Below are 24,643 nucleotides of genomic sequence, written 5' to 3'. Positions count from 1 at the left end.
CCGCAACTCTGGTCACCGCAGCACCGTCGCGCTCATTCGATCATCAGGGCCCTGTTTGCGCGACTTGAAAATTCAGCGCGGCACCTCTGAACGGACGGTCTTCACAGCCGCCTTGTCCATAACCGATGGCCCAATGCCGGGGCCAGGAGAGCAGCTCCAATCCTCGCGCGGTCGCTGAGTTGAAGGACGACCAACGCGGAGTGTTGTGGTGGCGATAGAGCAGGCCGCCGGGACCCATATCCGGATAGATCAGGACGTGGATGTCGAAACGCTCACCTGCTGGCAGGTCAGGCCCAAACCAATAGGATGGGCTGCGGCCGGGATCGCGCCCGACGATAGCTGTCAGGGTCTGCTTCGGCCCCCGAAGGCCCAACCAGAACGGTGCGATCGAGCCTGGCGCGAAAGCCGTCAGGATCGTCTGCGCCGATGCGACATCGGCCGTGGCGGTCTGCCCCGTCAGCCGCAGCTCGATCCGACATCCGCTCTGCACCCGGCCAGTGAACATCGCTTCGGCCGCTCCGAGCGGAAGGTGTCTCCACTGGGTGGGATCGGGATCGGGCAGAGGCCATTCCATCCTCTCCCTCACCGTGCCGTCGATATCGAGGACCTGATAACGCAGGCCTTGGTCGTCGAGCGCGGCCTGCACGCAATGCAGATATTCGATGCCTTCAGGCATTCTGTGGGCCGTTCCCGCGCCTGCCGTACAGATTTGCAGCACGCCGCGGTGCGCCTGCACATCGAAAGCAAGGATGTGGCTGCAGAGGTAGGCAAGCACGTTTTCGCTGACAAGAACGTCCCAGAACGGACGAGCGTATTCGTGGCCGATCTCGCGCTGATAAGTGCCGGTAAAGCCATTGACGGGAAACACCGGGTGATGGCCGAGGACGAGCTTGTGTCGGGCATCGCCATGAGCTCTCAGCGTTGCTTCCAGCCAGTCGATCTCGACATGTCCCTCGCCGCCGAGACCGCTCCATAGCGTGTTGACGAAGACCATCAAAAGGTCGTCCCGCCGCACGAAGTAGGAGAGACCGGCTTGCCCTTGCGGTCCGTTCTTCGGCAAGTCGAGCAGGGTGCGGAACACCGCCTCGCTCGTCAGGTCGTAGGTCGTGTGATTGCCGGTGGTGTGCCAGATGGGGATAGCTGCACGATCAAGCCACGCCATCTCCGCATCGAGCCAATGTCGCCACTGCGCGCGCAGAGCGTCGGCATCCGGAGTCAGGCCAATGATTTCATCGCCTGGAAAGAGGATGAATTCAGGCTGTGGTTCAAGGCGTTGAACAACGGCATTGACCGAGGCGAAGGTCTTTTCGTGCAATGCGCCCGGCACGCCCGAACAGGAGTCGCCATACAAGACGAACTGGTGACCTTTGCCGCGGGGCAGAATCGCGGAGATGGAAGCATTCACGGGAGTGACCTTGCATTGCGGGGATCGGCTCGGAGCATGGCGATTTCCATTGAGGCCAGCAATGGGGGCATGGTCCTGCGCCGAGACCCCACTGCGCCGCAATCATGGTTAGCGAAGCGTTGAAATTCTCGTCGGCGGCCGGCAAAGCCGGCCGTCTTTCAGGGCAGTGCACCGCTCCGTCGCGCCGCCTCAACTTAACCTTTACGCGGCTTTAAGGGCGGCGCTCTAGGGTTTCCGCTGCGGTTCGGGGTTGGGCCGCGCCAGCGGCCAGGACGGCCGTTGTTGCGTACGCGTTGGAGTCTCCCATGGATATCATGACGGGCGTCGGGCTCGTGGCAGGCACGATCGTCATCGCGACGATGATGCTGCTGGGTGGCGATCTCCACATGTTCATCTCCGAGCATGCCATCATCATCATCTTCGGTGGGTCGATTTCCGCCACTATGATCCGATTTCCGCTCTCGGCACTCCTGCACGGCCTGCCGCTCGGCGCCAAGTTCGCCTTCACCATGAGCCGGCTGTCAGCGCACGACCTCGTCGACGAGCTCGCCCGCATCGCCGAGATCGCTCGCAAGCAGGGGCCGGTGGGTCTCGAAAAGGTCGAGACCGACGAGCCCTTTCTCGCCAAGGGCATCCGCTACGTCGCCGACGGCTACGACCTCGACTTCATCCGCGACAATCTCGAGCGCGACCGCGACAACTTCCTGATGCACCTCGACGAGGGCAGCAAGATCTACCGCGCCATCGGCGATTGCGCGCCGGCGTTCGGCATGGTCGGCACCCTGATCGGCATGGTGCAGATGTTCGCCAACATGACCGACCCTTCCAAGCTTGGCCCCTTCATGGCGACCGCGCTGCTCGCCACGCTCTACGGTGCGCTGGTCGCCAACCTGTTCTGTCTGCCGATCGCCGACAAGCTGCACGGCAAGCTGCTCGACGAAGAGACCAACCGCACCCTGATCATCGACGGCATCCTGATGATCCGCGACTCGAAGAGCCCGACCTTGGTGCGTGAAATGCTGCTGGCCTATCTGCCGGAGAAGCATCGCCAGGGCGAGGGCGAGCCGGTGCCGGCGTAAGGCCGCTCCTCGGGATCGACAGAGATGGCCAAGAAGAAGCGCGGCGATGCTCACGGCGGCGGTCACGGCTGGTTCGTGACCTTCGCCGATCTGATGGGCCTGATGATGAGCTTCTTCGTGATGCTCGTCGCGTTCTCGACGCAGGACGCCAACAAGCTGAAGATCGTCGCCGGCTCGATGCGCGACGCCTTCGGCGTGCAGAGCGAGGCGCGCTACGCCGGCATCGTCGAGTCCGACGGCCTGCCGACCCGCCCGCGGCTGAAGAACGTCGATCACATCCAGCCCGAGGATGCCTCCAACACGCCGACGCCGGACCAGGAAGACCGTGACAAGACGTCCGGCGCGAAGATCAAGGTCGACCGCAATTTTGCGCTCGCTGCAGCCTCGCTGCGCCAGGCGTTGCAGGACATGCCGGAGCTGACCGAGATGTCCAAGCACATCATGTTCGAGGAGACCAAGCAGGGCCTCAACCTGGAGATCGTCGACCAGGACGGCCGCTCGATGTTCGCCGACGGCTCCAAGGTGCCCTATGACCGCACCCGCCGGCTGGTCGAGAAGCTCGCGATCCCGCTCAAGGCGACGCCGCTCCGCGTCTCCATCGCCGGTCACACCGCGGTCGGCTTCGTGCCGAACCGCAGCGATTACGGCGCCTTCGATCTGTCGGCCGATCGGGCCAACGCCGTGCGTCAGATCCTCGAACGCGAGGGCCTGCCGCCGTCGCACATCTTCGCGGTCTCCGGCAAGGCCGATACCCAGCCGCTGTTTCCGGACGATCCCTCGCTCGCCGCGAACCGGCGGGTGACCATTACCCTGATGCGCGAAGATCCGCCGCTGCCGCCGAATCTCAAGCCGTAACCCCCTTGCGCTACCATCTTACCTGAGACATGTCGTCGCGCTGAAGCTGAACGTTGCAGCCGCGTCACAGCTTCTGTCCCTGCGCCTGCTAAGGTGATGGGCGATTGACAGGCGCGGCGGAAGCGTCAAAAGGCGCCGGATCAAAATCAGGGACGAAGCGTTTTCCATCCTCATGACGGCGAGCATCACATCGACTGAGACCCATGAAGGGCCGGTCAAGTCGGGCTTTTGGTCCCTTACGCTCGGGAGCATCGGCGTCGTCTTCGGGGATATCGGCACCTCGCCGCTCTACGCATTCCACGAGGCGGTCAAGGCCGCCGCCCATGGCGAGCCGGTCTCGCGGGTCGTCGTACTGGGCGTCCTATCGTTGATTCTGTGGGCGCTTCTGATCGTCGTTACCGCCAAATACGTCCTACTACTGCTGCGCGCCGACAATAAAGGGGAGGGCGGCACGCTCTCGCTGATGGCGCTGGGCCAGCGCGCGCTCGGGCGGCGAAGCTGGGTTCTGCTCGCGCTCGGCGTCGTCGGCGCCTCGATGTTCATCGGCGATTCCATGATCACGCCGGCGATCTCGGTGCTATCGGCGGTGGAAGGTCTGAAGCTCGCAACCCCCGCGCTCGAGCACTATGTCGTGCCGCTCACCGTCCTCATTCTGGTGCTGCTGTTTGCGGTCCAGAGCAAGGGGACCGCGCTGGTCGCATCGGCCTTCGGGCCGGTGATGGTGATCTGGTTCACCGTCATTGCCATCATGGGGGCGGTCCACATCGCCGACGACCCCTCCGTGCTGGCGGCCATCAATCCCTATTACGCCGTGCAGTTCGTGCTGTCGCACGGCACGATCGGCCTCGTGACCCTCGGCGCCGTGTTCCTGGCGGTGACGGGCGGCGAGGCACTGTACGCCGATCTCGGCCATTTCGGCCGCAAGCCGATTCAGTCCGCCTGGATGTTCTTCGTGCTTCCTGCGCTGCTGATCAACTATTTCGGGCAGGGTGCGCTGGTGCTGTCCGATCCCAGCGCGATCGAGCATTCGTTCTATCGCATGGTGCCGGAGAGGCTGGTGCTGCCGCTGGTCGGGCTTGCGACGGCCGCAACCGTGATCGCGAGCCAGGCGGTGATCACGGGCGCCTATTCGCTGGTCTATCAGGCCGTGCAGCTCGGCCTGCTGCCGCGTTTCGAGGTGCGCTACACCTCCGAATCCCATGCCGGCCAGATCTACCTGCCGCGCGTGAACCGGCTGCTGCTGATCGGCGTGATGCTGCTGGTGCTGCTGTTCCACACCCCCAGCAATCTGGCCTCGGCCTACGGCATTGCGGTCTCAACCACCATGGTGGCCGACGGCATCATGGGATTCGTCGTGATCTGGAAGCTGTGGAACTGGCGTGCCGCTGCCGCCGCAGCCCTGATCGCGCCTCTCGTCATCGTCGATTTGAGCTTTTTCAGCGCCAACCTGCTCAAGCTGCTGGAAGGCGCCTGGGTGCCGCTGCTGTTCGGCATGGTCATGGCGGGCACGATCTGGACCTGGCGCAAGGGCTCCGGAATCCTGGTCCAGAAGACCCGCCGGATTGAGGTGCCACTGGACGATCTGATCCGCAGCCTTGAGAAGCGCCCGCCGCACATCGTCAAGGGCACCGCGGTGTTCCTGACCAGCGATCCCGCTTTCGTGCCGACCGCGCTCTTGCACAATCTCAAGCACAACAAGGTGCTGCACGAGCACAACGTGATCCTGACCATCGAGACTGCGCAGACGCCCCGGGTCGATCTGTCGGAGCGATTCAGGATGGAGAAGATCAGCGACAAGTTCTCCAAGGTCCGCTTGCGCTTCGGCTTCATGGAGCAGCCGAACGTGCCCAAGGCGCTCGCGATCGCGCGCAAGCAGGGCTGGCAGTTCGACATCATGTCGACCTCGTTCTTCGTGTCGCGACGGTCGCTGAAGGCCTCGGCGCAGTCGGGCATGCCGCTCTGGCAGGATCATCTGTTCATCGCGCTGAGCCGGTCGGCCAACGATGCCACCGACTATTTCCAGATCCCCACCGGGCGGGTGGTGGAAGTCGGAACCCAAGTCACCATCTAGAATGCAACTGGTCCAGTCATGCGAAATTGCATGGCTAAACCCCGAAATCGGGCTAGGCCATGCTGGCAGCGCAGGACTATAAGCCCGCGCTCTTCCGCCATTGTGCAGTGAAGCATTTTAGAGGCCACTGGGCTCTCCCATGACAAGCGACATAGCAGTTCCCGCCCCGGAAACGGTGGCGGCTAACGGGCATGGCGATGCCCACACCACCGCCGGTTTCGGCGCGCTCACGCTCGGCAGCATCGGCGTCGTCTATGGCGATATCGGCACCAGCCCGCTGTACGCGTTCCGCGAGGCTGTGATGGCAGCTTCGGGTGCGGAGGGGGTGCCGACGCCGGCGGCTGTGCTCGGCGTGCTCTCGCTGATCCTGTGGGCGCTCATCGTCGTGGTGACGCTCAAATACGTCGTGATCCTGCTCCGCGCCGACAACAACGGCGAGGGCGGCACGCTGGCGCTGATGGCGCTGGCCCAGCGGGCGGTCGGCACCGGCACCGGCGGCGCGACCATCGTCCTGCTCGGCATCATTTCCGGTGCCCTGTTCTACGGCGATGCCGTGATCACGCCGGCGCTCTCGGTGCTGTCGGCAATCGAGGGCATGAAGGACATCACCCTGACGTTCGAGCCCTACATCGTTCCGCTGACCGTGGTGATTCTGGTCTGCCTGTTCGCCGTGCAGTCGCGCGGCACGGCGCGCGTCGCCGCCTTCTTTGGCCCGATCATGTGCGTCTGGTTCGCTGTCCTCGCGGTCGCAGCGATCCGCCCCATCATCCAGCAGCCGCAGGTGCTGCTCGCGCTCAACCCGCTCTACGCCGTGAACTTCATGCTGCACCATGGCATCATCGGCTTCGTGACGCTGGGCGCGGTGTTCCTGGCCGTGACGGGCGCCGAAGCGCTCTATGCCGACCTCGGCCATTTCGGCAAGCGGCCGATCCAGACCGCCTGGCTGTTCATCGTGCTGCCCTCGCTGGCGCTGAACTATCTGGGGCAGGGCGCGCTCGTGCTCGGCGATCCCGGCGCGATCGTGAGTCCGTTCTTCCAGCTGTTCCCGCAAGGCTTCGTCCGAGGCTGCATGGTCGTGCTCGCCACCATGGCGACCGTCATCGCGAGCCAAGCCGTCATCACCGGCGCCTATTCGCTGACGCGCCAGGCGATCCAGCTCGGGCTGCTGCCACGCTTCGAAATTCGTCATACGTCGGAAGCCCATTCCGGCCAGATCTTCATTCCGCGCATCAACCAGCTGCTGCTGGTCGCGGTGGTGCTGCTGGTGCTGCTGTTCCGCTCCTCGAGCGCGCTCGCGTCCGCCTACGGCATCTCCGTCACCGGCACCATGGTGGTCACGGCGATGATGGGCTTCGTCGTGGTCTGGAAGGGGTGGCGGTGGTCAGCGCTCGCCGCCGGCGCGCTGATTGCGCCGTTCCTGTTCCTCGATGTGACCTTCCTGAGCGCGAACCTGCTCAAGGTGTTCGAGGGGGGCTGGGTGCCGCTGGCGCTCGGTGCCGTCATGATCATCCTGATGTACACGTGGCGGCGCGGCAGCCGGCTCTTGTTCGAGAAATCGCGCAAGCTCGAGTTCCCGCTCGCCGATCTCGTGGCGATGCTGGAGAAGCGGCCGCCGCAGCGCGTGCCTGGCACCGCGGTGTTCCTGACGTCGGATCCGATCAGCGCGCCGACCGCGCTGATGCATAGTCTGAAGCACTACAAGGTGCTGCACGAGAAGAATGTCATTCTCACCATCGAGACCGCGCAGACCCCGCGGATCGATCCGGCCGAACGGGTGAAGCTGGAGCAGATTTCGCCGACCTTCTCCAAGGTGACGCTGAAGTTCGGCTTCATGGAATCGCCCAACGTGCCGAAAGCCCTCGCGATCGCCCGCAAGCTGGGCTGGCAGTTCGATATCATGTCGACCTCGTTCTTCCTGTCGCGCCGGGCGCTCAAGCCCGCCGCCCATTCCGGCATGCCGCGCTGGCAGGACCGGCTGTTCATCTCGCTCAGCCGCTCCGCGAATGACGCCACCGACTATTTCCAGATCCCGAGCGGCCGCGTGGTCGAGGTCGGCACGCAGGTGACGATTTAGGGCAGGGGATTCAAAGCGGGCTTCAAGTCGCTGCGATTTAGCTTTAACTTGCGCCGCGCGGCTCAAGCCTTTGTGACGCTTGATTTTCGTCTCCCGAGAGGCGAGGTTGCCGCCGGCCGGGATCGCTCCGGCATGCGGCCCGCGACGTTGGAGGATGATGTGGCAAATCAAGTGCAGGATCTGACCCCGGACGAGGTCGCCAAGGGTGTCGCGGAAGGGCGCTATCTGCTGGTCGACGTCCGCGAACCGAACGAGGTCGAGGCCGAGGCCTACCCTTACGGCGTCGTGGTTCCGCTCTCGACCTTCGATCCGAAGGCGATCCCCGATCCCCAAGGCAAGGAGGTCGTGTTCGCCTGCCGCTCGGGCAAGCGTTCGGTGACCGCCTCGCTGGCGGCGCAGGCGGCGGGCCTGCCTTACGACAAGCATCTGGCCGGAGGCATGCTGGGCTGGAAGGCGGCGGGGCTTCCCAGCAAGGTCGGTGGCTAACCGCGCAATGACGACCAAGAGCTCTTCGCTGAACAAGGTCTTCGCCGACCTTCCCGTCACCATCTTCGAGGCGATGTCGCAGGCCGCGCGCGACAACAACGCCATCAATCTCGGCCAGGGTTTCCCCGATGATCCCGGCCCCGAGGACATCCGCCGCGCCGCGGCCGAGGCCTCGCTGAACGGCTACAATCAGTACCCGTCGATGATGGGCCTGCCGGAGCTGCGCCAGGCGATCGCGACCCATTACGGCCACTGGCACGGCCTCAAGCTCGATCCGATGAGCGAGGTGATGGTCACCTCAGGCGGCACCGAGGCGCTGACCTCGGCGATCCTCGCGGTGGTCCAGCCCGGCGACGAAGTGGTCTGCTTCCAGCCGGTCTATGATTCTTATTTGCCGATCATCCGCCAGGCCGGCGGCATTCCGCGCCTGGTTCGCCTGGAGCCGCCGCACTGGCGGCTGAATGAGGACATGCTGAAAAGCGTGTTCAATTCAAAGACCAAGGCGGTGCTGTTCAACAATCCCTTGAATCCGTCGGCGGTGGTCTATCCGCGCGAGGACCTCGAGCTGCTCGCGCGCTATTGCCAGGAGTTCGACGTCATCGCGATCTGCGACGAGGTCTGGGAGCACGTCACCTTCGACGAGCACAAGCATATCCCGCTGATCACCATTCCTGGCATGCGCGAGCGCACCATCAAGGTCGGCTCGGCCGGCAAGATCTTCTCGCTGACGGGCTGGAAGATCGGCTTTGTCTGCGCTGCGCCACAGCTCTTGCGCGTTGCCGCCAAGGTGCATCAATTCCTGACCTTCACCACCGCGCCGAACCTGCAGGCCGCCGTCGCCTACGGTCTCGGCAAGTCCGACGACTACTTCCTGTCGATGCGCAAGGACCTGACGCGGAGCAGGAACCGCCTGACCAAGGGGCTGGAGAGCCTCGGCTTCCCCGTGCTGAAGTCGCAAGGCACCTACTTCCTCACCGTCGACCTGTCGCCGCTCGGGCTCAACGAGAGCGATACCGAGTTCTGCTGGCGCATCGTGAAAGACTACAAGGTCGCGGCTATCCCAGTCTCGGCGTTCTACGAGCAGGACCCCGTGACCTCGGTGGTGCGCTTCTGCTTTGCCAAGAAGGACCAGACCCTGGACACCGCGCTGGAGCGGCTGTCGGACGCGGTGCGTGGACGCAAGAGGTAGATCGAGATGACGAACGTCAGCCGCTCCCGATCTTGCTTTGGTCTCGCAATCGCCGCCGCGCTGACGCTACTTTCGCTTCCCGCCGGGGCCGAGGAGCGGGTCGTCAACTTCTACAACTGGTCCAACTACATGGCGCCTGACGTCCTCGAGGCCTTCACCAAGGAGACCGGCATCAAGGTCGTCTACGACACCTTCGACGCCAACGAGACGCTGGAGACGCGCCTGATGGCCGGCAAGTCCGGCTACGATGTCGTGGTACCCACCGCCTATTTCCTGCAGCGCCAGATCAAGGCCAACATCTTCCAGAAGCTCGACAAGTCGAAGCTCCCGAACCTCGCCAATGCCTGGCCGGTGGTGACGCAACGCCTTGCGACCTACGACCCCGGCAATGTCTACGCCGCCAACTACATGTGGGGCACGACCGGCATCGGCTACAACGTCGCCAAGGTGAAGCAGATCCTCGGCCCCGATGCCAAGATCGACAGCTGGGACATCGTCTTCAAGCCGGAGAACCTGGCAAAATTCAAAGATTGCGGCGTGCACATGCTGGACTCCGCCGATGATATCTTTCCGGCGGCGCTGAGCTGGCTCGGGCTCGATCCAAACTCGACCAAGCAGGCCGACCTCGAGAGAGCCGCCGACGCCGTCGCAAAAGTCCGCCCGTCCGTACGCAAGTTTCACTCCTCCGAATATTTGAGCGCGCTGGCCACCGGCGAGATCTGCTTCGTGGTCGGCTGGTCCGGCGACATCATGCAGGCCCGCGCCCGCGCCGCCGAAGCCAAGAGCGGCGTCGAGATCGGCTACACCATTCCGAAGGAGGGCGCGCAGATGTTCTTCGACAATCTCGCGATCCCCGCCGACGCCAAGAACGTCAAGGAAGCCTACGAGCTGATCAACTATCTCTACCGTCCCGATGTCGCCGCAAAGAACTCGGACTTCCTGTCCTACGCCAACGGCAACCTCGCCAGCCAAAAGCTGATCGATCCGAAAATCCTGAACGACAAGAACATCTATCCGGACGAGGCGACGCTTTCAAAACTGTTCGTCATTACGGCGCGGGAGCCGGCGACGCAGCGCATCATCAACCGGCTCTGGACCAAGGTGAAGACGGGAAGGTGAGGGCAGGTAGGTTCCAAATTCGCTGCCTCTCACGAATTGGTGTATTATCTGGCTCAGCTGAACAGATTAGGCTTTGAGCAATGACAGATCACCCTCGCATCTCGCTTGCTCCTGATGTGCTTGCTGGGAAGCCGGTGATCACCGGGACCCGCATCGCGGTCGAGTTCGTCATTGGTCTGATGGCGGACGGCTGGAGCGAAGCCGATATTTTGGCGAACTATCCTGGCATTTCGCGCGAAGACATTCTTGCGTGCCTAGCTTACGCACGGGATTCGCTGAGCGGCGAACGGGTTCATCCGACCGCAGCTTGAGATGCGCTTTCTCGCGGATGAGAATTTTCCTGGCTCCGCGGTAAATGTACTTCGCATGTCAGGTCATGACGTCACCTGGATCGGGACTTCTGCGCCCGGCAGCAGCGACCGCGAAGTGTTGGCACAAGCGTCGCAAGAACAACGTGTTTTGCTCACCTTCGACAAGGATTTTGGGGAGCTGGCGAAGGCGTCTTCGCTTCCGACCACATGCGGCATCGTGCTCTTGCGTATTCCTCCGCCCGCTCCAGGCGGATTGGTCAAATGATCGCCAATCTAATCTTGGCCCGTGACGATTGGGCGGGCCATTTTTCTGTGATCGAGCCCGGCCGAGTCCGAATGCGACCGCTGAGCAAATAGCGCCAGCGCCTACCGCCACCTTCTATGCAGCCATAGCCACTGCTCGGGATGCTCGCGGACCCAGCTTTCCACCACGCTCGTGATCGCCTGCGTCGTGCCCTGGATGTCGATCCTGCCATCGGCATCGCGCACCGGCTGGATCTCCTCGGTGAGCTCGCCGCGGAAGCGGCCGCCGGGCAGGCGGATGATGCGCACGCCGTGGATCGGGCACTCGACCTGGCGCAAGAGGCGCGCCAGCATCGGATTGGCGCGGGTCTTGCGGCCGAAGAACGTGACCTCGACGCCGGCCGTCAGATACTGGTCGATCAGCATGGCGACGTGCTTGCCGTCCTTGAGCGCCTGCGCGAGCCGCAGCGGCGCGTCGCGGCCGGCCGGGATCAGCGTGCCCATGTTGACCTGGCGCATCTCCTGGATGATGCGATCGGCCGACACGATGTTCGGCCGGCGATAGAGAATCGCCGTGTCCAATCCATGCGCGACCGCGGCGAGCGCCGGCAATTCCCAGTTCGCGAGATGGGCGGCGAAGATCAGCGCCGGCCTGCCGTCGTCGCGGATCCGATCGAACAGCTCGATGCTGCGTTCGGGAATCTCCATCCGGCTCTTCTCCGGATGGTCGCGATCATAGTCCCAGACCTGGTCGATATGGGCGAACTCGGCGCCGACGCGGCCGAGATTGTCCCAGACGCCCATCAGGATCCGTTCGATCTCCTCCGGCGACTTCTCGGGGAAGGCGGCGGCAAGGTTGGCGCGGCCGATGCGGTGCTCGCGCAGGCGCGGACCGATCAGCTTCACGGCGCGCGCAAAAAAGTCCGAGGTCTTGGCCGCATCGAAATAGCGCGTGGTGCGCAGCATCGCGACGGTCGCGGCGCCGATCAAGCTGCCGCCGAGCGATTTGGCAGCCTCCCGCGCGCGGGCTTTCGTGCTCGCAGTCAGCAGCGCCATGCGTCCGGTCAGGCCGGTTCGCGGGTCAGGATCAGCGAAGCGTTCTGGCCGCCGAAGCCGAACGAGTTCGACATCACCGCGGTCACGCGGGCATCGCGCGCCTTGTTGCCGACGACGTCGAACAGGATCGTGGGATCCGGATTGTCGTAGTTGATGGTCGGCGGAATGCGCTGATGCTCGAGCGTGAGCAGCGAGAAGATCGCCTCGACCGCGCCGGCGGCCGAGATGGTGTGGCCGACCATCGACTTGTTCGAGGTGACCGGAATCTTCTGCGCGAGCTCGCCGAACACGGCCGACGTCGTGTTGAACTCCATCTTGTCGTTCTCGGGCGTCGCGGTGCCGTGCGCGTTGATGTGGTCGATCTGGTCCGGCGTCATGCCGGCATCGGCCAGCGTCTTGTTCATGCAGCCGATGATCGGCTTACCGTCGGGCGAAGAGCGGGTGCGGTGGAAGGAATCGGTGAGCTCGCCGCAGCCGGCGATGACGCCGAGGATTTTTGCGCCGCGCGCGGTCGCCGCCTCGTAGCTTTCCAGCACGAGCGCGCCAGCGCCTTCGGCCATCACAAAGCCATCGCGGTTCTTGGAGAAGGGGCGGGAGGCCGCCTGCGGCGGGTCGTTCTGGGTCGACAGTGCCGACAGCAGCGAGAAGCGCACCAGCGCTTCCGGGTTCACGGTGCCGTCGGTCGCGACGCACAGCGCCGCATCCGTCTCGCCGCGGCGGATCGCCTCGACGCCGAGCTGGATCGAGGTGGCTCCGGAGGCGCACGCCGTCGATAGCGAAATCGGCGAGCCCTTGGTGCCGAAGGTCTCGGCGAGATGGGCGGCAACCGAGCCGAACATGAAGCGATGATGGTAGGCGCTGAACTTGCCACCGCCGGAAATGCGGAGCAGATCGTCATAGGTGATGTCTTGCTGGCCGACGGCGCGACCGAGCTCGCGACGCTGCGGCCATTCGACCTCGACCGGTGCGACCGCGAGGAAGAGCGGACCCGGGAAATCGGCCTTGGCGCCGATGCCGGCCTGCTCCAGCGCTTCCTGCGTCACCAGCTCGGCCATCCGCTCGGAGAGGGCGGTGGAGGAAAACGGATCGACGCTGACGAAATCGACCGTGCCGGCCATCGTGGTCTTGAGGCCGTCGATCGGAAAACGCGTGATGGTGCGGATGCCGGATTCGCCGGCGACGAGCTTTGCCCAATTGTCGGATTTGCCGGCGCCGAGCGAGGTCATGATGCCCATGCCGGTGACGACGACGACGGGACGCCCGAGTTTGTCGCGTGGTGCAGTCATGTCGATCCCCGCTTGAGCTGGTTAAACTGCCTCGACCAGCGCCATGCCTTCGCCGCGCCAGTGTCCGGCTCCCACCACCACGATCTGGGTGGGCGCGCCCTGCATTTCAATCTCGGTCCCCGTGGAATCATTCGGCGGGAACAGCGCGCCGCGCGAGATCGACAATGCGGCGAGGGCAATGCCGAGCGGAAATTGCGTTTCCAGCGCGTGGCCGAACACAGTGCCGGTCGAGCGCACCGGAAAGTCGGCATGGTTCTTCAGGAAATCGCGCTCCTCGGAGGTCGCGGGCTCCGCCCCGGTCGCCCCGGTGATGATCGCGCCCTTGCCCTCGCGCTTGGGCAGCTTGGCCCACAGCTTCTCGAGCGTGGCGCTCATGTCACCGGGCTGCTTGCGTTTGGCGAGGTCTGCAACGACGCTCGACAGCTTGGCGAACGGCTTGGCGCCGCGCGCTTCCGCATGCGCCTTCGACTCCAGCACCAGGAAGGCGCCGGCCGAGCCGAGCGCGAAGCCGGGATGGCCCTTGCGCGCCCAGACGGGCGCGAACTTGTCCTTCAGGTTGAAGTCGCCGAATTCGTAGAGGACGAGCAAGTCCTTGCGTTCGCCGTTGTGCGAGCCGCCGACCAGCGCGATATCGCTCTCGCCCGAGGCGATACGCGCGAGCGCGATGCGGGCGGCATCGGCGCCGGCGACCTCTTCGCCCATGAAGGTGCGCGAGGTGCCCCCTAAGCCGTGCACGATGGCGATGTTGCCGGCGAGCAGGTTGGAGAGCTGGGCCAGGAACAGCGTCGGCCTGAGATCGCTCATCAGCCGCTCGTTGAGGAAGCCCGGCGCGTTGGCGCCCTTGGCCTCGGCGGTGAGAATGCCGCTGTCGACATTGATGTCGCGCTCTCCGCCGCCGGCGGCGACGACCATGTCGATTTTCGACAGGATGTCCTTGTTGCCTTTGATGCCGGCGGAATCGAGCGCAAGACCGGCGGCATAAGTGCCGATGCGCTGCCAGGCTTCCATCTGGCGCTGGTCGCCCTTCTTCGGGATCTGGCTGTCGAAGGATACGGGCATCAAGGGATGCACGATGTAAGGCGCAAAGCCCTTCTCGTCGACATTGATGCGCTTCTCAGAAAGCGCGGCCCAGTTGGCGTCGAGGCCCTCGCCGAGCGAGGTGGCGAGCCCAATGCCGGTGATCCAGACCTCGGTCCGGCCCGGCTTCAAAGCGGGAGTCTCAGTCATGACGATATGGCCTGTTGCGGAAATCCGACGCGCTTGGCGATGGCGTCCATGTGGGAGCGCATATCCGCATTGGGGAAGGGAATCAGCGTGAAGGTGAGCGCCGCATTCGCGCGCAGCTTGCCGCCGACCCTGATCTTGGCCTCGGTCATGGCATAGCCCGAGCCTTCATGGGTGAGGCTCGCCTCGATGCTCATGAGCTCGCCGGGGAAGACCGAGCCGCGGACCTTGGCCTCCTTCACGGCGGCGAGGATCGGCATGCGTTCGAACCTGAACACGCCGAGTTGAAGCCAGCCCGAGGCCTGCGCCATCGATTCGATCAGGAGCACGCCGGGCATCAGGGGATACCCCGGGAAGTGCCCCTCGAAGATGGTGCTTTGCTGCGGGACCTGCGCTTCGACGACGATCATCTTCTCGTCGACCTTGAGGTCGACGATGCGATCGATCATGTGGAAGTATTCGAGTTGCATGACTGCGCCCTTAGGCGCTCGCGCCCTTGGCCGCAACCAGTTCGTCGATGCGGGCGCACAGGTTCTTCAGCACGAAATACTGCTCGGTGGTCGCCTTGCCGTCGTTGACCTCCTGAGTCCACTTCTCCAGCGGCAGCTTGATGCCGAACTGCTTGTCGATCGCGAAGGCGATATCGAGGAAATCGAGGCTGTCGATGCCGAGGTCATCGATGGCATGGCTATCCGGCGTGATCGTGTCGCGCGGGATGTCGCAGGTTTCAGCGATGATCGTGGCGACCTGATCGAATGTGGAGGACATCACTAAGCCTTTGATATATTGTAGGTATTTGTCGGATTGTCCAGAGTGGCACGGTGGCTGGGCATCGCGCCCCTGATGACGCCCTCAAACCCCCCTCTGGCCGGGTCGAAAGCCCGTATATCGGAGCGCCGCCCTGAGTTCAATGGAGCCGGGCAGGCCCCGGGGGACAGCAACGGACGCGGCTGGGGATGCCGGCCGGGCCCGTCCGCCGAGAGGTCCGTGCCGGGCCGGTCCTAAATATGCGGCGTCGTGATCTTGACGCAGTCGCGGCGGCCCATCAGCACGCAATCCTGGGTCCGGCGCAGGTCGGCGATGCTGACCGCGAGCCAGATCCCGATCGCCGTCAGCGCGATGGTGAAGGCCAGCGCCGCGATGTTGGCAAGCATGCGCTGCCGGAAATTGTCGGGCTCGGCGCGCGGCTGTTCGTAGCGCGACAGGTCCAACCGTTCGGGCGTGACGCGCAGCGGTTGCACGGTGCCCTTGCCGCGCTGGGCCCCGGGGGAAGAAGGCGGGGTGCGCGGCCTGAACTGGAGCACCCGGTGCTCCTCATCAGAGCTTATGGGCCGCTGGTTGTTCATGGGGCGGGGATCACTCCGAAGCGGTGATCTAGATAGCATAGGTGAGGCAGGCGTTGCAGAAATTCTTTGCAATGCCAGGCTGCATTTGTGCGTTCGTACTATTTGGGCATGGACCGAGTGTGCCGCGATCCGGCTGTGGTGTCTGGTGGCCTATATTCGACTTGTGATCTGCGCGTCCTCCGAACGGATTTTGCCGCCGCGCGACCCATGGCATAGTCGCGGGAACCCGAACCGTCACTTGCCAGGGGCCTTCGACCATGACCACGACCAACGCGCGCGAGCCGCGAGTGCATCCGGTTCCGATCCTGTCGCTCCGGCCGACGCAGATGACGGTCGGCATGCGCGAGGTCAAGGAGAAGCGCAGGCGCTGGCGCGAGCATGGCAAGAACAAGCAGGCGGATCTGCTCGGCAAGCACATGATCCCCGTCGTGTACGGCCCCGACACGCGCTACTACGTGATCGACCATCATCACCTTGGCCGCGCGCTGCACGATGAAGGCGTCAAGGAGGTGCTGGTAACCGTGGTCGGCGACCTCAGGATGGTGGAGCGCGAGGCCTTCTGGGGCGTCATGGACAACAAGCGCTGGGTCTATCCTTACGATGCCAAGGGCGAGCGGCGCTCGTTCCGCGACCTGCCGAAATCGGTCGCCGACCTCAAGGACGATCCGTTCCGCAGCCTTGCCGGCGAATTGCGCCGCATGGGCGGCTTCGCCAAGGACACCACGCCGTTCTCCGAATTCCTGTGGGCCGACTTCCTGCGCCGGCAGGTCTCCCGCAAGGCGGTGGAGGCCGATTTCGACAAGGCGCTCGAGACGGCGATGGCGGCAGCCAGAAGCAAGAATGCGATCTATCTGCCCGGCTGGTGCGGCCCGGCGGACGACGACTAAGGGTATTCACGTCAGTCGCGCTGGAAGATCCTGGCGCCGGGGTAGGCGCGGCGGGCGTAAGTGACCACCAGCGCGCGGTCCTGGGTGTCCAGGAACGGCGTTCGGATCTGGCACGATCCGACGATGAGGTGCCACAGGCCATTGAGCTTCTGGATCACGATCTTCATTTATGTAGTCCTCGATGACTCCCATTGCAGCGAATGCTGCTCGTCGCCGCAGCGCCTGGGATCGTGGCGCGGGTACGAAATTCCCAACGCGGCCGGCGCTGCAAGCACGTCGACCCTTGTTAGTTGGTTACCGAATGTAACCAGATAAGCCGGATTTCATCACAGCCGCTTGAGCGAAATCAATTTCCCCCATCCACGAAACCGTCCTGAAACAGAGCCGTCCCATCTCTATGGAGTGGTCGAGCTCAAACAGGAGGCGAAGATGCGCCGTCTGGTTTTCGCAATTGCTTTGCTCGCGGTCGCTTCGGCGGGAATCTCGGCATCCTTTGCCGCAGTCCACCATGCCAAGACGTTGACGTTCGCGGAGCGCTTTGCTCCGGCGCTCGAGTTGATGGCAAAGCGCTAGCCGCATACGCCTCGCAGCCGTGAGCGATGCAGCGGCTGCGCGCTACGAGGTGGACATCACGTCGCACCTGCCGACCGATGACGGCCGGATTAGGCTTGACCTGTCGCAAATTTGCCTCGCGCTGACCGGCTAAGGTCTGCGTGCATGGTTGCAGAGACAGCGTTGCGCCCCGATGCCGAGGGCCCCGGGCTCCAAGTCATGCAGAATTTGGAGGCACGGCCATGAGCGTCATCTTTCGCATTCTTTTTCTTCTCGCCGGCGCGATCACGGCGCTGTTCGTCGCGCGTGACGCGCTGAACTTCACCATCATCCAGACTTTCGTCGCCGTCCTGCTCGTCACCGCAATCGTCGGGGCCGGCAGCCTCTGGAGCTTGCGTCGAAAGCCGTGAGCGAGGTCCACCGCGGAAGTGCGGCCGGCCTGAGCGAGGCCGAGGCCCGGGCGAGGCTCGCGGCGGACGGCCCCAACGAACTGCCTCGGCCGGAACGACGCAGTCCTCTGCGCATCGTGGTGGACGTGCTGCGCGAGCCGATGCTCCTGCTGCTGCTTTGCGGTGGGCTGATTTATCTCGTGCTCGGCGATCTCAAGGAGGCGCTGATCCTGCTGGCATTCGGGGCGATGTCCATCGTCATCACCGTGGTGCAGGAGACCCGGACCGAGCGCGTGCTCGAAGCCTTGCGCGACCTGACCAGCCCGCGTGCGCTGGTGGTACGGGACGGTGCGCGCCGGCGAATTGCCGGCCGCGAGGTCGTGCAGGGCGATCTTCTCGTCCTTGGCGAAGGCGATCGCGTCCCCGCCGACGCCGCGCTCGTCGAGGCGCGGGACTTGCAAATCGACGAGTCCCTGCTGACTGGGGAGTCGATGCCCGTCCGCAAGAAGATCGCCGACAAGGTCACCGCGGCCGGTCACCGGCCCGGCGGCGAGGATCAGCCATTCGTGTATTCCGGTTCGCTCGTCGTGCGCGGTGAGGGGCTGGCGCTGGTCGAGGCCACTGGGCCGCGCAGCGAGATCGGGAAGATCGGGCTGTCGCTTCGCGGTCTGCAGGCCGAGCCGCCGCGGCTTCAGCAACAGACCGCAAGGCTGGTGCGGCTCTGCTTTCTCGGCGGCGCCATCGTCAGCCTGGCCGCCGTCGTGCTCTACGCCGTCTCGCGCGGCGACTGGCTGCAGGCGCTGCTGGCAGGCGTCGCCATCGGCATGTCGATGCTTCCGGAAGAATTCGGCGTCGTACTCACGGTGTTCATGGCGATGGGCGCGTGGCGGATTTCGCAGGCCCGCGTCCTGACGCGGCGAGCCGCCGCCATCGAAGTCCTCGGCTCAGCGACAGTCCTGTGCACCGACAAGACCGGAACGCTGACGCAGAATCAAATGTCGGTCGCCGAGCTGCGGCTGCTGGACGGCGCGCGCCTGCGCGCGGAGGCGTCCGGACAGCATCATGCCGGGCCCGAATTCGCCGAGCTGGCGCGCTGCGGGGCACTGGCAAGCTCTCCGGAGCCGTTCGATCCGATGGAGAAGGCGTTGCACGCGTTCGCGCGTGATGTCCTGGGGGACGGAGACGCGATGGATGGCGGGCGGATGCTGGTGCGCACCTATGGTCTGCGCCCCGAGCTGCTCGCCATGACCCAGGTTTGGCGGACATCCGCAGCGGCGGACCTCGTCGCATGCGCCAAGGGCGCGCCGGAAGCGATTGCGCGCCTATGCGGGCTGACCGAGGCCGATCGAGAGGCCGTGCAAGCTGCCGTCGGGGCCATGGCGAAGGACGGGCTTCGGGTGCTGGGTGTGGCGGTTGGCGCGTGCGATGACGCGTCACTGCCGATATCCCAGGAGGCTTTCGCATTTCGCTTCGTTGGCCTGGTCGGGCTTGCCGATCCGTTGCGCCCTCACGTTCCGGAGGCGGTTCGCGAGTGCCGTTCGGCCGGGATCCGCGTGGTTATGATCACCGGCGACTATCCGGCGACCGCTCGGACGATCGCCGGGCAGGCCGGGCTCGACGTCAATGAGGTCGCCACCGGGGAGCAGGTCAAGCTCGCCGACGACAACGAGCTCGAGGCACTCGTCAGGAACGTGAACGTCTTCGCGCGGGTTCTGCCGGAGCAGAAGCTGCGGATCGTCCAGGCGTTGAAGCGCGGCGGTGAGATCGTCGCGATGACGGGCGACGGCGTCAACGACGCGCCGTCGCTGAAAGCCGCCCATATCGGAATCGCGATGGGTGGCCGCGGCACCGATGTCGCCCGCGAGGCGTCCTCGATCGTCCTGCTCGACGATGACTTCGGCTCCATCGTCGCATCCATCCGCCTTGGGCGCCGGATCTACGACAATTTGCGCAAGGCCATGGCCTTCATCTTCGCGGTTCACGTGCCGATCGCGGGTCTTGCGCTGTTTCCCCTGGTGTTCGGGCTGCCGCTGGTGCTCGGCCCGGTGCACATCGCCTTTCTCGAGCTGGTCATCGATCCCGTCTGCTCGCTGGTGTTCGAAGCCGAACGGGAGGAGCGCGATGTCATGAAGCGTCCGCCGCGGCGTGCCGATGCGGAGCTGTTCTCGTGGCCCCTGATCGCCTGGAGCGTTCTGCAGGGCGCGATGGCCTTCGCCTTGATCGCCGTGATCTTCGTCGCAGCGCTTGGTTCCGGCATTCCGCCCGATGAGGCTCGCACCCTCGCGTTCATTGCGCTCATCGTCTGCGTCCTCGCGCTGGTGCTGGTCAACCGATCCTTCAGCGCATCCTTCTTGTCTGCCTTCTTCCGTCCGAACGCGGCATTGCTCTGGATATTCCTCTTGATTGCGCTCGTTCTCGCCACAGCCTTGTTCTGGCCGCCGGCCTCCGGTCTGTTTCGCTTCGGTCCGCTGCATGTCGACGATTTGATGATCACGCTCGGCGCGGGACTCTTGGTGCTTACGGCGCTCGAATTGCTGAAGCCGCTTTGGGGCCGGCGGTTACGATTCTAGCTGCCCTCCCGGCCACCCGTCTTCGGCAAGGTCTCCGCTTGGTGAGGATCCTCCCTGCCGCCAAGAGCGCGATGCAGCCAGCGCTCGACACTCCGACCGATCGTGAGCAGAACCAACGCGAAGGTCAGTGCGACCAAGACAATCCTCCATTGCCCGGTGCCGCAGATGATGCCGAGGCAGGCGGCGAGGAAGGTGCAGGCGGCGCTGGTCAGGCCGCGCACGCGAAAACGCCGGCTCTCGTGAACGATGACGCCGGCCCCTAGAAAGCCGATGCCGGTGAGGATGCCCTGGATGACGCGGCTCGCTGCGTCCGTGATCTTGCCGGGCTCGGCGAATTGGACTGTGAGCAGCACGATGGTCGCAGTCGAGAGCCCGACGATGCCGAGCGTCTTCAGCCCGATCGGCTTGCCGTGCAGGTCGCGGTCGAGGCCGATCGCGCAGCCGGCGAGCGTCGCTGCGCCGAGGCGCAGCAGGATTTCGGGCCAATCGAGCTCGGTCATGGCGTCTCGCTCATGTCTTCGGCAGGCGGCCCATCAGATAGAACTCCTCGTTCGGCCGCATGCCCGTGAAATTCGCCAGCCGGTTCGACAGCGCGAAGAAGGCGGCGATCGCGGCGATGTCCCAGATGTCGTCGTCGCTGAAGCCGTGCGGCGCGAGCGCGGCGAAATCCTCCTCGGAAATCCGCTGCGCGTCAGCGGAGACCTTCATGGCAAAATCGAGCATCGCCTTCTGCCGCGGCGTGATGTCGGCCTTGCGGTAGTTGATCGCGACCTGGTCGGCGATCAGCGGGTTCTTGGCGCGGATGCGCAGGATCGCGCCATGGGCGATCACGCAATATTGGCACTGGTTCGCCGCCGATGTCGCCACCACGATCATCTCGCGCTCGGCCTTGGTGAGGCCGCCGTCCTTCTCCATCAGCGCGTCGTGATAGGCGAAGAACGCGCGGAACTCGTCGGGGCGGTAGGCCAGCGTAAGGAACACGTTCGGCACGAAGCCGCTCTTCTCCTGCACGGCAAGCAGCCGCGTGCGGATGTCGTCGGGCAGCGTGTCGATTGCGGGTGCGGGAAAGCGTTGCGGGGTGGTCTTGGTCATGGGCATGGTTCCGGCTTGAGGTGGGAACCATAGTCGATGCGGGTGAGACGCTCCAGAGGCGTCGCACAGTCTCGTGCCCCGGACGCGGCGCAGCGCCTCTTCGGCGATGCGCTGCTGAGCCGAGGCCCATACTTCTGAGACCGTGGTGTGCGTGGTATGGGTCCCGGCTCTGCGCAGCAACGCTATGGGCGTTGCGGCGCGTCCGGGACACCAGAGCTGAGTTACCGCAGCGGCTTCTTCAGCAGCGAGAAGCGGTCCGGGTCGAGGCCCATCGACGGCTGCAGCATCGGGGCTTCGACGCTAGACATTATCTTTGCCGGCGGTGCCGAGAACACGGGGTCGTTCGGCACGTCGCGCTGCGAGGTGGCGCCGCGCCAGCGTTCCAGCACGGCACTAACGAAATGCATGTCGTGGCCGGAGGTGACGGACGGCACGCTCGAGATGGTGGCCTCGCCGCGCGGCAACTGGTGCGGCGGCACCTCCTTGAAGCGCAAGCGGGTCGGCAGCGCCACGCCTTCGCCGAACGCCAGCACCTCGCGGGTGCCGAGCGACGGCACGAAAGAGAGCAGGTTCGCGGCGGCATCCGACACCGCGGCGCGCAGCAGCGCCTGGTCGCGGTCGTTGGCGAGGCGCATCGTGAACAGCGTGTTGCACTGGGAGATGATGGTGGCGTCGAGCTCGGCGGGGCGCTGAGTGATGAGGCCGAGATAGACGCCGTATTTGCGGCCTTCCTTGGCGATGCGCGACACCGCCTTGCGGGTCGGGCCGAAGCCGATGTTGCGGTCGGCGGAGGCATAGCGGTGCGCCTCCTCGCAGACGAACAGCAGCGGCGAGACGCCGTCGCTCCACAGGCCGAAGTCGAAGGCCATTCGGCAGAGCACCGACACGACGGAATCGATCACCTCGGCCGGGAAGCCGGCGAGCTGCATCACCGTCATCGGCTTGCCGTTGGCGGGCAGGCGGAACAGATGGCTGATAACCTCGGCCATGGTGTCGCCGCCGACATTGGCGTTGTCGAACATGAAGGCGTAGCGGGGGTCGTTGCGCACCGCCTCGATGCGCGAGATCAGCTTGTGATAGATGATGCGCGAGGAGCGGTTCTCGAGCTTGCCCATGCGCTCGTCGATCAGCGACAGCAGGTCGACCAGGCGATAAGGCACCGGCGTATCGACGGTGTAGCCGATTTGCTTGGGATCGATGCGCTTGAGGCCGATGCGGTCGGCGTTCTGGTACTGGGTGTAGACGCCCTTGGCGAGCGGGATCACCTCGGCGAGGATATCGAGCTCTTCCGGCACGCCGGCGCGGCCGCCGAACAGCACGTCGACGATTTCCTCGAAATTGAACAGCCAGAACGGCAGCTTCAGGTTCCGCGGGTTGAGCACCAGCGCGCGGTCGCCAAAGCAGCGGCCATATTCGTTGTGCACGTCGAGCAGGAAGATGCGCAGGTTCGGCCGCGCCTTCAGGATCTCGTTGAGCAGCAGCGAGACGCCGGTCGATTTACCGACGCCGGTCGATCCCAGCACGGCAAAATGCTTCGACAGCATTTCCTCGACGTCGACATAGGCGATGACCGAGCGGTCCTGCTGGAGGAAGCCGACATTGATCTGATCCGAGCCGGTCGGCGCGTAGATCGTGCGCAGCTCCTGGCTGGTGATCAGGTCGACGGCATCGCCGATGGTCGGATAGTTGGTGACGCCGCGCTGAAACTTGGCCTTGTCCGCGGCATTGAGGATCTCGCCGAGCAGGTCGACCGACGCGATCGCGATGTAATTGTCCGAGCTCGACAGGTTCTCGCAGGAGACCTCCGTGATCATCGCAACGATGACCGAGCTGGCACACCGAATGCTGACGAAACGGCCGACGGTTGCCCGCACCTCCGCGATCGGCATGCGGCTTTCCGCCAGAAGCCCGACCCGGGCGAGCGATCCGCGAACCGAAATCACGCGTCCAAAGGATGTCACGATGAATGAACCTGGCAAGAGCAAGGGGATTTGCCCGACTATGCGCGGCGGTCGCTGCACAAACGGTTAAACGCCGGACGCGCCGGCTCCGTTAAATCCGCGGTAATTCGGTCGGGAGCCTTGTCGCCAATGCCTGCTTATGGGCGGAAACGCCGGGAAAATGCTGCGTTTTCGGGGCCCTTCATGTGAGATGGTCCTTAAGGAAGAATTTACCATTCGGGCAGGCTGCCCTCTCGTCTGGAGGACGGCGGGCAGGCGCCGATCGCAGCAGGGATGTCGGTTACTTTGTTGACGGGACCTAATGATTTGTACATTGGTACAAATGAGGCGCCGCGCAGAAGGCTCGCGACTGCTCCAGGAGGAAACCATGCAGCCCGAACCAATCCTCGATCTCGCCCATCTCGGCCACATGGAACTGCTGACGCCGAAGCCCGACGAGAGCCTGAAGTTCTTCGTCGATGTCATGGGCATGACCGTCAGCGGCCAGAAGGGCGAGTCGGTCTATTTGCGCGGCTGGGACGATTACGAGCGCTATTCGCTCAAGCTCACGGCGTCGAAGACCTCGGGCATGGGCCACATGGCGCTGCGCGCGCGCAGCCAGCAGGCGCTGGAGCGGCGCGTCGCCGCGCTCAAGGGATCGGGCTTCGACATCGGCTGGATCGACGGCGACATGGGGCAGGGGCCGACCTTCCGCTGCCGCGATCCCGACGGCCATATTGTCGAACTCTATTACGAGACCGAATGGTATCAGGCGCCGCCCGAACTCAAGCCTGCGCTGAAAAACCAGGCACAGCGTTTTCCCGCCCGCGGCGTCAATGTCCGCCGCCTCGACCACCTCAACTGTCTCGCCGTCGACATCAAGGCCAACCGCGAGTTCTTCGAGAATTACCTTGGCTGCCGCCTCACCGAGCAGATCGTGCTCAACGACGGCCGTGAGGCTGCGATGTGGCTGACGATGTCGAACAAGAGCTACGATTTCGCCTATTCGCTCGACCATTCCGGCGTGCCGGGCCGCTTCCACCACGTCACCTACGCGCTCGACAGCCGCGAGGAGATTCTGCGCGCCGCGGACATTTTTCTCGAGAACGGCGTGCATATCGAGACCGGCCCGCACAAGCACGCCATCCAGCAGACCTTCTTCCTCTACGTCTACGAGCCCGGCGGCAACCGCGTCGAAGTCGCCAATGCCGGCGCACGTCTCATCCTCGCGCCCGACTGGAAGCCGATCGTGTGGACCGAGGAGGAGCGCAAAAAGGGCCAGGCCTGGGGATTGAAGACGATCGAGTCGTTCCACACCCACGGCACGCCGCCGGTGGAGGTGAAGCACGGGTAATTCTGTATTCCTGACGCTTCACGGAGTGTCATTCCGGGGCGACGCGAAGCGGCGAGCCCGGAATCCATAACCCCGGCTGGTGGTTATGGATTCCGGGCTCCCTCGCTGCGCTCGG

The 24,643-nt window shown here is 64.4% G+C and carries 25 protein-coding genes; 14 read left to right on the top strand and 11 right to left on the bottom strand.

Annotated features, from left to right (window positions below; all coding sequences use genetic code 11):
• Positions 1 to 43: 43 nt before the first annotated feature.
• Positions 44 to 1,405: a metallophosphoesterase family protein gene (locus HZZ13_RS04485; RefSeq protein WP_197958435.1), complete on the bottom strand. Its 1,362-nt coding sequence runs from the start codon at positions 1,403 to 1,405 to the stop codon at positions 44 to 46.
• A gap of 305 nt (positions 1,406 to 1,710) precedes the next feature.
• Between HZZ13_RS04485 and HZZ13_RS04480 the strand changes: the two genes are divergently transcribed.
• From HZZ13_RS04480 to HZZ13_RS04440, 9 genes are all read left to right on the top strand, one after another.
• Positions 1,711 to 2,484 carry a motility protein A gene (locus HZZ13_RS04480; protein ID WP_197958434.1) on the top strand — a complete coding sequence of 258 codons (774 nt, stop codon included), beginning with the start codon at positions 1,711 to 1,713 and terminating at the stop codon, positions 2,482 to 2,484.
• A gap of 24 nt (positions 2,485 to 2,508) precedes the next feature.
• A complete protein-coding gene (locus HZZ13_RS04475) occupies positions 2,509 to 3,339 on the top strand; it encodes an OmpA/MotB family protein (protein WP_197958433.1) in 831 nt (276 codons plus the stop codon).
• Positions 3,340 to 3,511: 172 nt separating this feature from the next.
• Positions 3,512 to 5,410: a potassium transporter Kup gene (locus HZZ13_RS04470; protein WP_197958432.1), complete on the top strand. Its 1,899-nt coding sequence runs from the start codon at positions 3,512 to 3,514 to the stop codon at positions 5,408 to 5,410.
• 139 nt (positions 5,411 to 5,549) lie between these two features.
• Positions 5,550 to 7,484, top strand: coding sequence for a potassium transporter Kup (locus tag HZZ13_RS04465; RefSeq protein ID WP_197958431.1), 1,935 nt, complete (start codon positions 5,550 to 5,552; stop codon positions 7,482 to 7,484).
• Between the two features lie 159 nt (positions 7,485 to 7,643).
• Entirely contained in the window at positions 7,644 to 7,970 is a 327-nt protein-coding gene (locus HZZ13_RS04460) for a rhodanese-like domain-containing protein (RefSeq protein WP_197946948.1), read from the top strand.
• Positions 7,971 to 7,977: 7 nt separating this feature from the next.
• Positions 7,978 to 9,159: an aminotransferase gene (locus tag HZZ13_RS04455; RefSeq protein WP_197958430.1), complete on the top strand. Its 1,182-nt coding sequence runs from the start codon at positions 7,978 to 7,980 to the stop codon at positions 9,157 to 9,159.
• Between the two features lie 6 nt (positions 9,160 to 9,165).
• On the top strand, positions 9,166 to 10,278 hold the full coding sequence (locus tag HZZ13_RS04450; RefSeq protein WP_197958429.1) for a polyamine ABC transporter substrate-binding protein: 1,113 nt from the start codon (positions 9,166 to 9,168) through the stop codon (positions 10,276 to 10,278).
• 80 nt (positions 10,279 to 10,358) lie between these two features.
• Positions 10,359 to 10,589 (top strand): DUF433 domain-containing protein, encoded by a 231-nt coding sequence (locus HZZ13_RS04445; RefSeq protein ID WP_197958428.1) that lies wholly within the window; start codon positions 10,359 to 10,361, stop codon positions 10,587 to 10,589.
• Position 10,590: 1 nt separating this feature from the next.
• On the top strand, positions 10,591 to 10,854 hold the full coding sequence (locus tag HZZ13_RS04440; protein ID WP_197958427.1) for a DUF5615 family PIN-like protein: 264 nt from the start codon (positions 10,591 to 10,593) through the stop codon (positions 10,852 to 10,854).
• A 101-nt stretch (positions 10,855 to 10,955) separates the two neighbouring features.
• Here HZZ13_RS04440 and HZZ13_RS04435 read toward each other — a convergent pair whose 3' ends face one another.
• The 6 genes from HZZ13_RS04435 to HZZ13_RS04410 all read right to left on the bottom strand — a co-directional run bounded on the left by HZZ13_RS04435 (position 10,956) and on the right by HZZ13_RS04410 (position 15,744).
• A complete protein-coding gene (locus HZZ13_RS04435; RefSeq protein ID WP_197958426.1) occupies positions 10,956 to 11,888 on the bottom strand; it encodes a lipid A biosynthesis lauroyl acyltransferase in 933 nt (310 codons plus the stop codon).
• Positions 11,889 to 11,896: 8 nt separating this feature from the next.
• Positions 11,897 to 13,174 carry a beta-ketoacyl-ACP synthase gene (locus tag HZZ13_RS04430; protein WP_197958425.1) on the bottom strand — a complete coding sequence of 426 codons (1,278 nt, stop codon included), beginning with the start codon at positions 13,172 to 13,174 and terminating at the stop codon, positions 11,897 to 11,899.
• Positions 13,175 to 13,195: 21 nt separating this feature from the next.
• Positions 13,196 to 14,401 carry a beta-ketoacyl-ACP synthase gene (locus tag HZZ13_RS04425; protein WP_197958424.1) on the bottom strand — a complete coding sequence of 402 codons (1,206 nt, stop codon included), beginning with the start codon at positions 14,399 to 14,401 and terminating at the stop codon, positions 13,196 to 13,198.
• Entirely contained in the window at positions 14,398 to 14,868 is a 471-nt protein-coding gene (locus tag HZZ13_RS04420) for a 3-hydroxyacyl-ACP dehydratase FabZ family protein (RefSeq protein ID WP_197958423.1), read from the bottom strand. Before HZZ13_RS04420 ends, HZZ13_RS04425 begins: the two co-directional genes overlap by 4 nt.
• A gap of 10 nt (positions 14,869 to 14,878) precedes the next feature.
• On the bottom strand, positions 14,879 to 15,166 hold the full coding sequence (locus HZZ13_RS04415; protein WP_007592476.1) for an acyl carrier protein: 288 nt from the start codon (positions 15,164 to 15,166) through the stop codon (positions 14,879 to 14,881).
• A gap of 233 nt (positions 15,167 to 15,399) precedes the next feature.
• Entirely contained in the window at positions 15,400 to 15,744 is a 345-nt protein-coding gene (locus HZZ13_RS04410) for a hypothetical protein (RefSeq protein WP_197958422.1), read from the bottom strand.
• Between the two features lie 257 nt (positions 15,745 to 16,001).
• Here HZZ13_RS04410 and HZZ13_RS04405 point away from each other — a divergent pair, with 257 nt between their 5' ends.
• Positions 16,002 to 16,631 carry a ParB-like protein gene (locus HZZ13_RS04405; protein WP_197958421.1) on the top strand — a complete coding sequence of 210 codons (630 nt, stop codon included), beginning with the start codon at positions 16,002 to 16,004 and terminating at the stop codon, positions 16,629 to 16,631.
• Positions 16,632 to 16,642: 11 nt separating this feature from the next.
• On the opposite strand, the gene HZZ13_RS04400 is transcribed toward HZZ13_RS04405, so the two are convergent.
• Positions 16,643 to 16,798, bottom strand: coding sequence for a hypothetical protein (locus HZZ13_RS04400; RefSeq protein ID WP_197958420.1), 156 nt, complete (start codon positions 16,796 to 16,798; stop codon positions 16,643 to 16,645).
• A gap of 169 nt (positions 16,799 to 16,967) precedes the next feature.
• Between HZZ13_RS04400 and HZZ13_RS04395 the strand changes: the two genes are divergently transcribed.
• From HZZ13_RS04395 to HZZ13_RS04385, 3 genes are all read left to right on the top strand, one after another.
• Positions 16,968 to 17,204, top strand: coding sequence for a hypothetical protein (locus HZZ13_RS04395; RefSeq protein ID WP_197958526.1), 237 nt, complete (start codon positions 16,968 to 16,970; stop codon positions 17,202 to 17,204).
• Positions 17,205 to 17,425: 221 nt separating this feature from the next.
• Positions 17,426 to 17,593 (top strand): hypothetical protein, encoded by a 168-nt coding sequence (locus HZZ13_RS04390; protein ID WP_197958419.1) that lies wholly within the window; start codon positions 17,426 to 17,428, stop codon positions 17,591 to 17,593.
• Positions 17,590 to 20,142: a cation-translocating P-type ATPase gene (locus HZZ13_RS04385; RefSeq protein ID WP_197958418.1), complete on the top strand. Its 2,553-nt coding sequence runs from the start codon at positions 17,590 to 17,592 to the stop codon at positions 20,140 to 20,142. The genes HZZ13_RS04390 and HZZ13_RS04385 overlap by 4 nt, the downstream gene beginning before the upstream one ends.
• Here the strand turns inward: HZZ13_RS04385 and HZZ13_RS04380 are convergent.
• The 3 genes from HZZ13_RS04380 to HZZ13_RS04370 form a co-directional block, all read right to left on the bottom strand.
• Positions 20,139 to 20,642 carry an MgtC/SapB family protein gene (locus tag HZZ13_RS04380; protein ID WP_197958417.1) on the bottom strand — a complete coding sequence of 168 codons (504 nt, stop codon included), beginning with the start codon at positions 20,640 to 20,642 and terminating at the stop codon, positions 20,139 to 20,141. The two genes, HZZ13_RS04385 and HZZ13_RS04380, sit on opposite strands and share 4 nt — an antisense overlap.
• 10 nt (positions 20,643 to 20,652) lie before the next feature.
• The gene (locus HZZ13_RS04375; RefSeq protein WP_197958416.1) at positions 20,653 to 21,234 is read right to left on the bottom strand and encodes a peroxidase-related enzyme; all 582 of its coding nucleotides are present in this window, start codon (positions 21,232 to 21,234) and stop codon (positions 20,653 to 20,655) included.
• 221 nt (positions 21,235 to 21,455) lie between these two features.
• Positions 21,456 to 23,195: an ATP-binding protein gene (locus HZZ13_RS04370; RefSeq protein WP_197958415.1), complete on the bottom strand. Its 1,740-nt coding sequence runs from the start codon at positions 23,193 to 23,195 to the stop codon at positions 21,456 to 21,458.
• Positions 23,196 to 23,562: 367 nt separating this feature from the next.
• Between HZZ13_RS04370 and HZZ13_RS04365 the strand changes: the two genes are divergently transcribed.
• Positions 23,563 to 24,528, top strand: coding sequence for a catechol 2,3-dioxygenase (locus tag HZZ13_RS04365; RefSeq protein WP_197958414.1), 966 nt, complete (start codon positions 23,563 to 23,565; stop codon positions 24,526 to 24,528).
• Positions 24,529 to 24,643: the final 115 nt, after the last annotated feature.

It is taken from the genome of Bradyrhizobium agreste (genome assembly GCF_016031625.1).
Classification (GTDB): Bacteria; Pseudomonadota; Alphaproteobacteria; order Rhizobiales; family Xanthobacteraceae; genus Bradyrhizobium; species Bradyrhizobium agreste.
The sequence above is the reverse complement of the archived record's forward strand: the minus strand, read 5'-3'. Positions and strand labels throughout refer to the sequence as shown.